Annotated in this window: 10 protein-coding genes and 2 pseudogenes; 7 read left to right on the plus strand and 5 right to left on the minus strand. The window is 58.2% G+C overall.

Going from position 1 to position 13650, the window contains the following annotated elements; genetic code table 11:
• Position 1: 1 nt before the first annotated feature.
• Positions 2-1240, minus strand: coding sequence for a dipeptidase (locus NATOC_RS14885; protein WP_015322295.1), 1239 nt, complete (start codon positions 1238-1240; stop codon positions 2-4).
• 664 nt (positions 1241-1904) lie between these two features.
• Between NATOC_RS14885 and NATOC_RS14890 the strand changes: the two genes are divergently transcribed.
• Positions 1905-3503 carry a BCCT family transporter gene (locus NATOC_RS14890; protein WP_015322296.1) on the plus strand — a complete coding sequence of 533 codons (1599 nt, stop codon included), beginning with the start codon at positions 1905-1907 and terminating at the stop codon, positions 3501-3503.
• A gap of 275 nt (positions 3504-3778) precedes the next feature.
• Here the strand turns inward: NATOC_RS14890 and NATOC_RS21245 are convergent, their stop codons facing one another.
• From NATOC_RS21245 to NATOC_RS21255, 3 genes and pseudogenes are all read right to left on the minus strand, one after another.
• Positions 3779-4558, minus strand: a complete 780-nt coding sequence (locus NATOC_RS21245; RefSeq protein WP_015322297.1) for a creatininase — start codon at positions 4556-4558, stop codon at positions 3779-3781.
• A gap of 165 nt (positions 4559-4723) precedes the next feature.
• Complete coding sequence (locus tag NATOC_RS21250) at positions 4724-5161, minus strand: universal stress protein (protein WP_015322298.1); 438 nt, start codon at positions 5159-5161, stop codon at positions 4724-4726.
• A gap of 16 nt (positions 5162-5177) precedes the next feature.
• Positions 5178-5815, minus strand: a pseudogene (locus NATOC_RS21255) (IS6 family transposase).
• 438 nt (positions 5816-6253) lie between these two features.
• Here NATOC_RS21255 and NATOC_RS14900 point away from each other — a divergent pair.
• Entirely contained in the window at positions 6254-7489 is a 1236-nt protein-coding gene (locus tag NATOC_RS14900) for a Zn-dependent hydrolase (protein ID WP_015322299.1), read from the plus strand.
• Here NATOC_RS14900 and NATOC_RS14905 read toward each other — a convergent pair whose 3' ends face one another.
• Positions 7490-8773 (minus strand): amidohydrolase, encoded by a 1284-nt coding sequence (locus NATOC_RS14905; protein WP_049888939.1) that lies wholly within the window; start codon positions 8771-8773, stop codon positions 7490-7492.
• Between the two features lie 150 nt (positions 8774-8923).
• On the opposite strand from NATOC_RS14905, the gene NATOC_RS14910 reads away from it, so the two are divergent.
• The 5 genes and pseudogenes from NATOC_RS14910 (at position 8924) to NATOC_RS14930 (ending at position 13627) form a co-directional block, all read left to right on the plus strand.
• Complete coding sequence (locus NATOC_RS14910) at positions 8924-9640, plus strand: DUF5058 family protein (protein WP_015322301.1); 717 nt, start codon at positions 8924-8926, stop codon at positions 9638-9640.
• Position 9641: 1 nt separating this feature from the next.
• A complete protein-coding gene (locus NATOC_RS14915) occupies positions 9642-10379 on the plus strand; it encodes a hypothetical protein (protein WP_015322302.1) in 738 nt (245 codons plus the stop codon).
• Positions 10380-10541: 162 nt separating this feature from the next.
• Positions 10542-11000, plus strand: a pseudogene (locus tag NATOC_RS14920) (helix-turn-helix domain-containing protein); the annotation flags it as partial.
• A gap of 374 nt (positions 11001-11374) precedes the next feature.
• Entirely contained in the window at positions 11375-12427 is a 1053-nt protein-coding gene (locus NATOC_RS14925; protein ID WP_015322304.1) for a PAS domain S-box protein, read from the plus strand.
• 297 nt (positions 12428-12724) lie between these two features.
• Entirely contained in the window at positions 12725-13627 is a 903-nt protein-coding gene (locus tag NATOC_RS14930) for a GAF domain-containing protein (RefSeq protein ID WP_015322305.1), read from the plus strand.
• Positions 13628-13650: the final 23 nt, after the last annotated feature.

Raw genomic sequence — 13650 nt, forward strand, 5'->3', positions numbered from 1 at the left:
CTTACCAGACTTTTTCTAATGCGGTCAGGATATTCTCTCCCAGCACCATCTCGATTTCCTCGTCACTGTACCCGTTCTTGACTAGCCACCGAACGATGTTTTCCCACGCCTCAGTGGGGTTCTCCATGCCTTTCGGAGCGCCCATATCGCTTACCGTACTGAAGCCGTGTCCCTCTTTCGGCGAGTTGTAGATGGTCTCTACCTTCCTATCACCCTCCTTGTCGGGGAAGTAGGCCGGATACACGCTGTCGTCGTCACCGTACAGCAGATCCGGACCGAACGCGACGTGCTCGATTCCGACCAGATCGACAATGTATTCGAAGTGATCCATAATCGCGTCGATCGTATGGTCGTCACGCTTGCTCGAGGTTATGTTCGGAGGAGCCGCCGTGATTCCGATTACCCCACCAGTGTCTGCAACTGCTTTCATACACTCGTCGGACTTCATCCGGTTGGTGGACCACAATTCTCGTGCACCGGCGTGGTTGAAGAAAACCGGCTTGTCGCTAACCGCACAGACGTCGAGTGCAGTCTGATCGGTGGAGTGACAAAGGTCGATAGCCATACCGACCTTGTTCATGCGCTTGATCGCTTCTTCCCCGAAGGCAGTGAGTCCGCCATCCTTCTCCGAGTCGTTCTCGAGAATCCCTGACGCGACATAGTTGGAGTAGTCGAACGCCAACCCCATCATCCGGATTCCGAGCCCGTAGAGGATATCGATACGGTCTAGCTCGTTCTCGATCATTCCAGCGCCTTCGACAGCTGGAACCAGCGATACTAAGTCCTCTTCGTGTGCGTACCGGATGTCGTCGACAGATTCACAGCGGATGACGCAGTCCTGATGAGCGAGATCACAGAGTCGATGCCCCAGGTCGTAGATCGTATCGTCCCACTGCCAGCCGTTCGGCGATCGAACCGTTCCGTAATCGTTTATGAGGTGATCGAAAACGGCGTCGAGGTTCGATTCGGCCAGCCCCTCATAGCTGGTGTGGACCCGACCTTCGTTGAAGTACTCAGCAATTTCGTCCGTCTCTAGCGGGAAGTAGAACGGATGTTCGTGGAACGAGACGATAGTACACTCCTCACCGAGCTGTTGTGCGCGTACTTCTTCGTCCTCGTCCAGCGGCACCTGGTATGGTTCGCCGTTGTGAAGTTCGTCCGGCAGCGAGAACGTTTTGTAATCGTCGTCCTCGTCCAAGTACTGGTACGCCTCGTATCCATTATACCTGTTGTGAGGCATGAGTGAACCAATGACATCCCTCGGATTAGAACTACGTATTATATTTGTAATATACTTAAATGGAGGCAGATATTTTCCTCTGGTGCTCCTTCACACACTTTCGCTTTCGGTATTGAGTTCTCGTCCAGGCTCTGCGTAGCGTCTGGATATTCCAAACAACTGGAGAAGATATTATATAGAAGCAGCCGAAGCAAAAGCCTATAAATATCAAAAAGTTGTCTAGTTACAAAAGTACTACTGTAATTATCGAGGGGGTGGCGTTTGGATATTGAGGACATCGTGTCCTTCGTGTGATTCTAGTTGTCTACGGTAAGAGTAAACAGTAGAGCACGGCGACTAGCGCTCGACATTGTCCTGATTACCGTATGAACTCTCCACCGCCCTTTCTGTATATCGACAGCCCTGATCAGCTGAGTAGGCTGGCATACGTGTTCGAAAAAGTTACTCCTTCAGGAGAGTGTGTCACGTCATGGGTTCTTTCCTCCGAAGAAGCTTGTTCGGACCAGTCTCCTCGGCGAAAGACTTAACATGTGACACACAGACATAACCTGTAGGAGTTAAACACCCACCTCATAACGGTATCCAGATTAAAGAAGTCACCAGAGAGAGCAGAAAACATAGCCGATGGGTTAGCCAATGAATGCCATAGTCATAACACAAGAGCATGAGTGAAAAAGACAACCAAGGTCCGGTAAAGAGATTCACAAGTGAGTTAGATTACATCATATTTGGCGTCGGATTTGCTATTACTGCGCTTGCTGTCGTCGGGTTTGCTCTGCGGGAAGAACAAGCTTCTGCAGTAATGGAAAGCATCAATTCGTTCCTGTGGACAGAGCTCAGCTGGTTATATCTACTTATTATGTTTATCGTAGTCGTCTTCGTAGCGTTTTTGACTATCGGACCTTGGGGGAAAATTAAGCTCGGGAGAGAGGACGAAGATCCTGAATTTAGCTACCTCGCATACTTCGTTATGTTATACTCGGCAGGAACCGCAGCAGGGGTTGTCTTTTGGGGACCCGCTGAAGCGATTTTTCATTATGAGACGCCTTCACCACTGGTTGGTGCAGAACCAATGAGTAGGGAAGCTGCAGTGGGAGCAATACAGTACTCGTATTTTCACTGGGGACTCTCAGCATGGTCGGCATACGTCGTCACAGCGATTCCGATCGCTTACTTCGCATATCGGTATGACGCACCAATGCGGATCTCAACGATAATCACACCGTGGGTAGGTATCGATCGTCTCAACAGCTTCTGGGCGAAGATCATAGATATCATTGCCGTGTTCGCGACTATTGGTGGTGTAGCCACCACACTTGGACTAGTTGGGAGCCAGTTCCTGGTTGGACTTGATTATGTAGCCGGTGTTGAGTTAGGTGACGAAGGTACCGTAATCCTCATTACTGGTTTAACGGTCGCGTTTACATTATCTGTTGCCACGGGTATCAAAAAAGGAATTAGGCGGATATCATACTTTAATATGGGACTGTTTGCGGTGTTGACGGGTGTTGCCTTCATTGCAGGTCCAACGATGTATATTCTAGCGACAGGTACTGAAGCACTAGGAAACTACCTTAATCAGTTCGTTACCATGAGTCTCTACACGAATGCTGGTGGTGATCCGGGCTGGGTCGGGAACTGGACGATATTCTTTTGGGCGTGGTGGTTTTCCTGGGCACCGTTTGTCGGGCTATTTATTGCCCGTATTTCTCGTGGCCGTACAGTCCGACAAGTTACAATAACTGGTGTGATCGCCTCTACGGGAGTCACAATACCCTGGTATGCTACAATGGGAGGATCAGCCATCTTTCTGCAAGATACTGATCGCGCCGATATTCTTGGCGTAATTAATCAATATGGTGGAGAAGAGGCTGCAGCCGGCTATCCTCTCTTCGAAGCACTTCCACTCGGTGGCCTCTTAACAGCAATGTTTCTCGTACTAGTTACAACGTTCTTTATCACATCAGCAGACTCTTCGACGCTGGCGCTCGGTATGTTAACAACAGGTGGTAACGAAACGCCATCGACGATCAATCGTGTTATCTGGGGAGGTCTTATTGGACTACTTGCATCGGTTCTTATGGTTGTCGGTGGTGTTGAAGCCCTGCAAGCGGCAGCAATCATCACTGGTGGACCGTTCAGCATCGTCCTGCTAATCGCAATCGGATCGATGGCCTTGATGTTCAACAAACATCACGCCATCCTCACAAACAAAGAGGAAGATGTCCCATCAATTGATGAGATACCCAGTAACGACGATTAATACTACTTGATATTCTAGAATTTAGTAACGAACCTCCATCACAAAATGGGTGTTGTCGTCTCTTTTGAGCAAGTATGGGAAACGCTCGAAGATAGAATCGGCCGTCTCGTAGACGCCTAGGAGGTTTCTGGACAAAGCCGATTCGTGTATGACACGTGATTAAACGAGAGGGAGATGCGGCTTTCAAGCGGATTACGCCGTTAGAACGAGGCTCATCCTCACGCAGTTAGTAGCTAATCAGATAGTCAATCTCAGCGATATATCAGTGTGGGCCGTTAATTATCTAAACTCCATTCGTCGTGAATTCCCTGAGCTAGTGTCTCAAGAACATCATCGACGATCTTCTCTCCGATTTCTGCGGTGCCATACGACGCCTTACAGAACACACCGGAGTCAGTGATCGTATCCGCTGGTGCGGGTTTAATAATGTATGGTGGATCTCGGGTAGCCGAGTCATCGGGTACGCGATCCTCATCGACTAGATCTGGACGGAAATACAGCATCAACGACGTTTCAACGACACCAGCATGTTCCTTGGCCCATCCGGGAAACCCACCAGGAATATCTTGGAAAATATCATCGCGGAGCGATGGGGATAGCAAGTCCCACCAGCTGGCGATGATAAACTCTGATTCGGTCCCATTTTCGATCCGTTTATCAATTGCTTCTCTGATCGGATATTCGTTCTCGTAGTGCCCGTTGAATATGACGATTTTCTGCGCACCATCCCGCTCAAAATCAGCGGTAATATCCCGAATTTGCTGGCTCAAGGTACTTCCATGGACACTGGTAGTACCAACGAATTCTGAACCCCCTCCACTACCGGGCTGAGATTTTGCTCCGTAGTTTACGGTGGGAGCAACGATACCATTGACCCGATCAGCAGCCAGTTCAGAGAACTCGGTTGGAATCACTGAATCGACGTTCATCGGAAGTCCAGGACCATGTTGCTCCGTACTACCGACTGGAATAAATATGGGTACATCAGTTACATTTTGCTCGTACTCTTTCCACGTCATCTCTCCCATGCGAACGGATGACAGGCTATGTGCCATAGCAAAATGAACACTGGGAAGTAATATAGTTTTTATCTAAATTTACAATTCCCAATGAATGAAAATATATCCAATTAACTATATGAAAATCGAATAATCGAATATATTTGAACTAAATCGCTTGGTGGATATAGTGGTAAGTATCGAAGGGAATAGTATAGGTTTCTAATAGCGTGGTTTGATAGAACTCACAACAGGACATGTTGAGTTGAGTAAAATAGACTGAGCGGTACTCCCGAATAGAACTTTACCAGTTCGGGACTGCTTCCGTGGACTAACTACGATATATCGTGCATCTTTTTTATCGGCATATTCGACTATTTTTTGGGCTGGTTCTCCAACTAGCCCGATGACTTCGTGCTGAACTGAGATGCTATTGGCAACCTCTTCAGCAGGTTTTTTTGCTTCTTCACGCAATCTTGAATCCGGCCGATCTGAGGGATCTACATCAGAGTCATCAGAAAAGGCAGAATCGATGACCGTTGATCGTTTTGCTGCGTGGACAACATGGATAGTATCACTGAATTTTTCAGCAAGCTTTTCTGATTCCTCAGCGACGACTGCTGCTCGGTCAGATTTGTCAACTGCTGCCACGATGACCATACATCTGTATTTTCCTTTATTGTATATTATTTTTTGGTACGGCAGCAACATCGTGTTCAGATAGCTGATTCCATCCGAAGGCGATCGATCTGAGCCACTGATCAGCAGTTTCTACGGAAGCACTGCTAAACCAGTCTTCGAGCGATGAGGTCTAACGTTTTATCTCACGAAAGATACATTCGACACCGTTCCGATTTTCATGTCGGTTGTATCTGAAATCGAGACCCCGCCGGTGGCAGGCATAGCTTAACGTCTTATTGCCATCGACGAGAAACACGGCATCATCGACGTCGTGTCTCTCGCGTAATTTTGTGAGGAACGAACTTTCAGTGATTCTGTTCTAGTCGTCTCAAGCTTTGTATGGAACAATTCGTCCGATTCCGGATCGACAGCAGCATACTGCTACCACTGTTCATCGTCGAGCCGGATCACCGTCTTATCAGCCGCGACGTAATCCGGATTTCGAAAGGAATCAGGCTGTAGATCCACCGACCCAGTTGTGAGCAGGCGACCGGGCCCGTTTAACACCGCCTATTTCGACTATCTGAACAGTATTCGAAAAGAGGATCAAGCAAGACGAATCTGGATACTGAGCTTCATCAACTGTGTTGGTGTTGCTTCGTGCTCCAGTGATATGGAGTTCTTTGAAAATATTACTACTCATTTCTTCAGCCTGATCTGACACTACCCAAAAAGCACGAGAAATTTACTCTCCTTGATTACCGGGCTGCTATCCGAGAGCATACCGAGGCGCTCCCCATCTTTGAACCATCGCGGCGAGAGGGAACGATGGCGGTGGCCCTTGACGACACCGAGAGCATACCGAGGCGAGACGTAGTCATATTGCCTTAACAAGACACCACTGCCAGGGGTCGCGTTCGAGGACGCAGTATCGTCCTCGCCAGACCGATCGCCGTCCCCCCGTCACAGAGTTCCCTCCAGATTGTAACTCAACCACAATAAACCCCCCCACCAATAGCACACTCACTAGTACGTCCTTGCAGACTTCGGACAACACTCGCCGCGAACCCGACGACTCGCCGTCCTCGAGAGTCCCGCACAGTTTACTCCTCGGAGTCGGCTACGGCAGGTATGGAATTCAGCCTCAACGAGGAGCGGTTCGTCGAGACGATGCAGGCACAGGCCGAAATCGGCGGGACGGCAAACGGCGGGCTCCACCGACTGGCGCTCTCCGACGAGGACGCGGCGGTGCGTAACTGGTTCTACGAGCGGATGGATCGGGCGGGACTGGAGATCCGGATCGACGAGTTCGGCAATATGTTCGGCCGACGGGAGGGGAAACGCGACGCCGAACCGGTACTGATCGGCTCCCATCTGGACTCCCAGCCGTACGGCGGGATCTACGACGGGGCCCTGGGAACGATCGCGGCCCTGGAGTTCGTCCGGGAGCTCGACGACCGGGGGATCGAGACCGAGCGCCCCGTCGAGATCGTCAACTGGACCAACGAGGAGGGGTCGCGGTTCCAGCCGACCCTGCAGGGAAGCGGCGTCTGGGCCGGCGCGCTCGACATCGAAGAACAGTACGCCGCGACCGACGAGGACGGGACGCCCGTCGAGGCGGAGCTCGAACGGATCGGCTACAAGGGCGACCACCCCGCGGAGCCGGCCGCCGACTACGACTCCTACCTCGAGTTGCACATCGAGCAGGGGCCGTTCCTGGAGGCCAACGGGAAAGACGTCGGCGTCGTGACGGGGATCGTCGGCCTGACGTGGGGCGAGTTCACGTTCTACGGCGAGGCCAACCACTCGGGGGCGACCCCGATGCACCACCGCGAGGACGCGATGGTCGCGGCGGCGGATCTGGTCACGCAGGTCAGGCGCATTCCCGGGCAGCTCGGCGAGCGGACGGTCGGCACCGTCGGCTCCGTCGACGTCGAGCCGGACTCGATCAACGTGATCCCGGAGGAGGTCTCGGTCACGTACGGCTTTCGCGATCCGGACGCCGAGACGCTCCGGGAGGCCGAACGGCGCGTGCGTCGGGAGGCGGCAGCCGCTGCCGAGCGCGAGGACGTCGCCGTCGAGCACGAGAACCGCGCCGACGCGACCCCGGTTGCCTTCGACGATCGGTGCGTGACTGCCGTCCAGCGGGCAGCCGACGACCGCGGGTACGACTCCATGGAGGTGTTCAGCGGGGGCGTCCACGACGCGACCCACGCCGCCGAAGTCTGCGATACGGGGATGGTGTTTGCCGTCAGCGAGGGCGGCAAGAGCCACACCGAAGCGGAGTACACCGACTGGGACGACTGCTACAGCGCCGGGGACACGCTCGCGGGGGCGGCGCTTGCGCTGGCCGACGACGGCCTGTAGCTACTCCAGTAGCTCCAGCACCGCCCGCGAGAGGACGTCGACTCCGATGGAGAGGCTCTCCTCGTCGACGTCGAACGTCGAGGTGTGGTGGCCGGTCGGATGGTCCGTGCCGATCCCGACGAACGCTCCGGTGCCCCCGCCGGCCTTGACCGCCTGCAGGAGGTGGGTGAAGTCCTCGCTCGCCCCCAGACTCCCCCGGCGAACGGTCGAGGAGACCGCCTCGCTGCCGTCGGCGATCGCCGCGACGAGGTCGACGACGTCCTCGTCGCCGTCCTCCCGGGGCGCCTGGCCCACGAGCGACGTCTCGACGGTACAGTCGTGCATCTCCGCGGCGGAGTTGAGGACGCGGACGGCCGACTCGCGCATGTACTCCATCTGGGCCGTCGTCTCGCCGCGAACTTCGGCGTCGGCCGACGCCCGGTCCGCGACCACGTTCGAGGCGTTGTCGGAGCGGAGGTTCCCGAGGTTCACGCGCGTGTTCCCCTCGCCATGTCGCGGGATGGCGTACATGTTGCCCGCCGCCGCGACCAGCGCCTGGACCGCGTTGCGTCCCTGGTTTGGCGCCAGGCCCGCGTGGGCGGACTCGCCCTCGAACTCGACGTGAAGCTTGCTAAAGGCAAGGGCCTCGTCGACCCCCGCCACGACTTCGCCCGTCGGATGTCCCAGCCCGATGTGGACCCCGAGCAGGGCGTCGACGTCCTCAACGTGGGGTCCAGCCGCCATCGGCTTCCCGCCGCCCAGCACCTCCTCGGCCGGCTGGAAAAAGACCTTGAACGTCCCCGAAAAGTCGCTCTCGAGGACGGTCTCGAGCGTGCCGAGGCCGAAGGTGATGTGGGCGTCGTGGCCGCAGGCGTGCATCGTGCCGTCGATCTCCGACCGGAACCCCTCCCGCGCGGGCGGGTGGCTCCCGTCGGTCGACTCCTCGATCGGCAGCGCGTCGATGTCGACCCGCAGCCCGACGGTCGGCCCCTCGCCGCGGTTGACGACCGCGACCGCGCCCGTGTTACCGCCCTCGAGGGCCTCGAGGACGTCCGACCGATCCGTCCGTGACTGCGCCCGATCGAACCACTGTGAGCGTTCGTCCTCGTCGGGAACGCCCAGCCGCGCCGTCGGCTCGATCGCGTCGGGACCGACGTGGATCTCGTCGACGCCGATCCGTTCGAGCTCTTCGACGATCCGCGCGGTGGTCCGGAACTCGCGCCAGGCGGGCTCCGGGTAGCGGTGGAACTCGCGGCGAAGCTCGATGAGATGGCGCTCGTCCGGGGCCGAACTGTCTGATACCATAACCCACGGTTGTCGGCTCCCGTATTTGAAGACGACGATCAGGTACTGCAGCGAGCCCACTCGCTGCCGGGCGCGATCCAAAGAGCCAAGACGTTCGCTGGGCGGGTTTCGGCTGCTATGAGACAACACGGAGAACCGCTCGGAGCACCCATGTACATGGATATCGCGAACAGCGTGTACATGTGGGCCGCTGCGGGCGTCGTCGTCCTGCTGGTGATCGCTCAAGCGGCGCTTTTCATGCGTCGTGCCTACCGATCCGGGAAGGAGATGGGAATGGACGAAGACCAGCTCAAGACGGGGCTGCGGGCCGGGATGATCTCGGCCGTCGGTCCCGCGATCGCGATCCTCATCGGGATGATGGCGCTGGTCGCGACCGTCGGCGGGGCGATCGCGTGGATGCGCCTCTCCGCGATCGGCTCCGTAATGTTCGAGCTCTCGGCGGCCGAGTTCGGGACCCAGCAGCTGGGGTACTCGCTGGGCGACGACGACCTGACCGAGGTCGCGTACGCCAACGCCGTGTGGGTGATGACGTTCGGTGCGGTCGGCTGGCTCGTGGTTTCGGGCCTGTTCACCCCGCAGATGGAGAACGTCAGACAGCGGATCGGCAGCGGCCGGGAGGCGCTGTTGCCCGTCGTCAGCGCCGCAGCGATGCTCGGGGCGTTCGGCTATCTCGCTACCAGTGAGGTGATGTCGGGCAGCCCCTTCACCGCCTCGGTCACCGTCGGCGGGCTCATGATGCTCGGTCTCCTCCACGTCGCGGACAGGTGGGAGCTCCAGTGGGTTCGTGAGTGGGCACTCGGCACGGCGATGATCGTCGGCCTGCTCGCGGGCGTCCTCACGGAGGTCACCCTCGGAGGGGTGTGGTAAGATGGCACAGCAGGAACAGCGACCCGCCGACGATCGCTCGAAAGAGGAGGTCTACGAGGAGGATTTCGTCCCGTACATCCACAAGTGGGGACGGCGAACGAACCTGCTCGCCGTCGCGCTCTCTTTCGGCCCGGCGATGGTCCTGCTCAGCGTGTACGGGATCCTCCCGCCCGCGGGCGCGATCCTGGGCGGGTTCGTCTCCGTCCTCGGCGCCTGGGGGGCGTTCTGGCTGGTCGAGCCGATCTCGTACTACCCGGTGCTGGGCGTCTCGGGGACGTACATGGCGTTTCTGTCGGGTAACATCTCCAACCTTCGGCTCCCGAGCTCCGCGGCAGCGCAGGAGGCCGCCGACGTCGAGATCGGCACCCCGGAGGGAGACGTTATCTCCACGCTGGGGATCGCCGGCTCGATATTCGTGAACGTGACGATCCTTACCGTCGGCGTCATCGGGCTCGTCTCCGTGTTCCAGGCGTTACCGGAGCTGTGGCAAAGCGCCCTCGAGCTCTACCTCGTCCCGGCGATCTTCGGGGCCATCTTCGCGCAGTTCGGGCGGGACTTCCCCAAAGTCGCCGCCGTCGCCCTCGGGCTGGCGTTCGTCGCGAACCTACTGCTCGAACTCGGCTACTTTGCAGTGTTCCCCGGGGATCCGATCTACGTCGTCATCGTCGTCGCGGTCTTCGGGACGATGCTCGTCTCGAAGTGGATGCTGGACCACGGGCTGATCAGCCACGACCAGTAGCTCGCGGGCCCGAGCGACCGTCACGGCCGATCGCGTCTGTCCGGACACGCTGCCTCCGGGCGCTGTCGAACTACCGAACACGACGCCGACGAGGACGTCCTCGCGAACGCCAGCTGTCGGTATCCGTTAGAACTTTCTGCCCGTATGTCGTTGCCGAACACAGTGGATCACCTCGACGACCTCTCCCTCGAGGAACTGCAGGCTGCCCTCGAGGACGTGGAGGGAAGCAAGCCGACACAGCGGCTTCTGGCGGCGATCGCGTACAAAAACGGCGTCACACAGACCGAGCTGGCCGACTGGTACGGCGTACAGCGACGCACCATCTACAGCTGGCTCACGCGACTCGATACCGACGACCCGCTCGCGGACGCCGTCACCGACGCGCCTCGGCCCGGACGGAAGCGAAAGCTCTCGGAAGCGGAGCTCGAGGCGTTCCGGGAGACGGTTCGCGACCCGCCCACAGACGCCGGGATCGACGAGCCGGCGTGGACGCCGGCGCTCGCCCGGCAGTATCTCGCCGACACCTACGACGTCGAGTACTCGATCCCGAGCTGTCGTCGGCTGCTCAAGGAGGCAGGATTGCAGTATCGGCCGTCCTCGGGTCCCGACGCCGACGAGCGAATCTCGTCCGCCGATGCCCGTCCTCGACGCGATGGCCGATGGACGCCGGAGTAGTTCGCGTCGCTCGATCCGGAGCCGATCGCGCTACGACGGGCGACTCGCTGTCGACGCCGTCGAACGCTACCGACCGCTGCGGGGCATCCAGCGACCGGTCGTCGCAAGTCACCCCGATCGCTCTCGGGCGATACGCTCGAGAACGAGAGGTTAGTTCTGCCGCGGCCGAGCGCTCGCGGACGTCACACCGTTCGGAGACGGCCGCCAGGAGCGGAACGGTCCCGGATCCCATGACCGTTCTGGCCGTTTCCGCTTCGCCGCTCCGGAAAATATATGCTGCAACGACCATTCAACTGAGAGGAACCGTACGGTATGGAACCATGAGCCATCCACAGTCATCGGCCGACAAGTCGCTACCGGACCCACACGTCGACGCGACCGACGAGTTCTACCGGCTGCTGGTTGCGAACACGTCCGAGGGACTGCTTACGCTCGACGAGACCAGCACGATCGTGTTCGCGAACCCGGCTATCGAGGAGATACTGGGATACGCGCCCGAAACGCTCGTCGGACGCTCGAAACTCGACATCGTTCCGGATCGCCTCGAGGAGGCACACGAGCGCGGGTTCCAGACCTATCTCGAGACCGGGGAGAGAACCATCGACTGGGACGGGATCGAGCTCCCGGCGCTGCACAAGGACGGCCACGAGATCCCCGTTACGATCAGCGTCTGCGAACACGAGTACGACGGGCAGCGACTGTTCACCGGCCTGTTCCGGGACGTCTCAGATCTGAAAGCACGGGAGCGACGGCTGGAGGAACAGAACGAACAGCTCGAGAGGTTCGCAAGGACGCTCACTCACGACCTCCGGAATCCGTTGAACGTCGTTCAGGGGTACGCCTCGCTCCCGGTCGACGAGGTCGGCCAGGACGAACTCGACGAGATCGCGTTCGCCGCCGCTCGGATGGAGACCCTTATCGAGAACGTGCTGGCGCTCACTCGGGAAGGTGAGACGATCGGGGCGACCGAGCCGGTCGAGCTCGAGGAGATCGCGACCGACTCCTGGCAGTGGGTGAACACCGACGACGCCGAACTGGTCGTCGAGAGCTCCGGGACCGTGCTGGCCGACCGGAGCCGGCTGGGATCGCTGTTCGAGAACTGCTACCGGAACGCCGTCGATCACGGCGGGTCGGCGGTGACGGTTACGGTCGGCGAACTCGGCGGGAAGCCGGGATTCTACGTCGAGGACGACGGCGACGGTCTCCCGGACGACGATCGGGATCCCTTCGAGCGGGGGGTCACGACGGCCGAGGACGGCACCGGGCTGGGACTCGCGATCGTCGAGCGGATCGCAACCGCACACGACTGGACCGTCGACGTCGGAGCCGGTACGGACGGTGGTGCACGTTTCGAGTTCGTGACGTCGCTATGAATCCAAACAGCTGCGTGCAGCAGTTTGTGATAACTATGAAGTACAAATTCCGCCCCCACCAAATACACCTTCTGTAGCTATAAATACAACCGAAATAGCGTCGGAGAGGGCACAAATATATGTCTTTCACACCAAAATATCCTATATGACAAGCGTTCTTGAATCAGCCACCGACCCCGCCCATCATAAGATTGTAATTTTTGCACACTACTACGACGCAGTTCGATAGTTACGGACCGCTCCTCTTGGTATCTTCTCCCAAGGCTATATATAGATAGCCGCTGTGAGTTACGACATATGGAAACGCCGGGGGTGAACAATCGACCGCGACCTGCGTTCCAGAGGGGGAGCCGTGCCTGGGAGTTGCTGGAGAGTCTCCAACGGCTCACGGCGACCGGCGTCTGGTCGTACGACAGTGCTACCGATAACGTGTGGTGGAGCGAACAGGCAAAGCGGATCCTTCGTCTCGAGCCGGACGCCGAACCCGACATCGAGACGATCGTCGCCTGTTTCGTTGACGCGGATCGATCGCAGACCCGCGATCGACTGATAGACGCGCTCGAGGACGGCGAGTCGTTCGAAACTGACGTCGGGCTTGCGGTCGAAGGAACGACCGAGCGTTACGTTCGGCTCCGTGCACAGCCCCAGCAGCGAAACGGCGGACTGGTCACGCTGTACGGGACGGTCGAGGACGTCACCGACGCGAAACGCCAGGAAAAGCGGATCCAGGTGCTCCGACGAACGAGCCAGGAGCTTCGGGAGGCGAACTCCCAGCAGGCGGTGGCCGAAATCATCGCCGAAACCTCGAAGAACATCCTCGGGTACGTCAACGCGACCGTCAGGCTGGCGGAGACATCGAGCGGAACGCTTCGGACCGTCGCCGCGACCGAGGAGTGTATCGAGCGGGCCGGCAAACGGCCCGATTACCCGATCAGCGAGAAAACACCCGCGGCCCGGACGTACCGAACCGGGGAGCCGGAGCTACACACCGACCACCGCGCTACCGAGGACGATCGCGACCGCGGCGAGTTGCGGTCCGGCCTCTACGTTCCGATCGGCGATCACGGCGTTCTCAGCGCCGGTGACGTCGTCGTCGACGCGTTCGACGAACGGGATATCGAGGCTGCCAGTCTACTCGGCCAGCTCGGGGCAAAAGCCATCACGCGGATCGGCTGGACGAAGCGGTCGCGGGCGATATGAGCACACCGAACCGACACTCCGAG

This window comes from Natronococcus occultus SP4, from assembly GCF_000328685.1.
Classification (GTDB): domain Archaea; phylum Halobacteriota; class Halobacteria; order Halobacteriales; family Natrialbaceae; genus Natronococcus; species Natronococcus occultus.

Excerpts from the sequence above, each read along its gene's own strand:
- NATOC_RS14885 (WP_015322295.1), bottom strand. The coding sequence starts at position 1,240 with ATGCCTCACAACAGGTATAATGGATACGAGGCGTACCAGTACTTGGAC.
- NATOC_RS14890 (WP_015322296.1), top strand. The coding sequence starts at position 1,905 with ATGAGTGAAAAAGACAACCAAGGTCCGGTAAAGAGATTCACAAGTGAG.
- NATOC_RS21245 (WP_015322297.1), bottom strand. The coding sequence starts at position 4,558 with ATGGCACATAGCCTGTCATCCGTTCGCATGGGAGAGATGACGTGGAAA.
- NATOC_RS21250 (WP_015322298.1), bottom strand. The coding sequence starts at position 5,161 with ATGGTCATCGTGGCAGCAGTTGACAAATCTGACCGAGCAGCAGTCGTC.
- NATOC_RS14900 (WP_015322299.1), top strand. The coding sequence starts at position 6,254 with ATGGAATTCAGCCTCAACGAGGAGCGGTTCGTCGAGACGATGCAGGCA.
- NATOC_RS14905 (WP_049888939.1), bottom strand. The coding sequence starts at position 8,773 with ATGGTATCAGACAGTTCGGCCCCGGACGAGCGCCATCTCATCGAGCTT.
- NATOC_RS14910 (WP_015322301.1), top strand. The coding sequence starts at position 8,924 with ATGTACATGGATATCGCGAACAGCGTGTACATGTGGGCCGCTGCGGGC.
- NATOC_RS14915 (WP_015322302.1), top strand. The coding sequence starts at position 9,642 with ATGGCACAGCAGGAACAGCGACCCGCCGACGATCGCTCGAAAGAGGAG.
- NATOC_RS14925 (WP_015322304.1), top strand. The coding sequence starts at position 11,375 with ATGAGCCATCCACAGTCATCGGCCGACAAGTCGCTACCGGACCCACAC.
- NATOC_RS14930 (WP_015322305.1), top strand. The coding sequence starts at position 12,725 with ATGGAAACGCCGGGGGTGAACAATCGACCGCGACCTGCGTTCCAGAGG.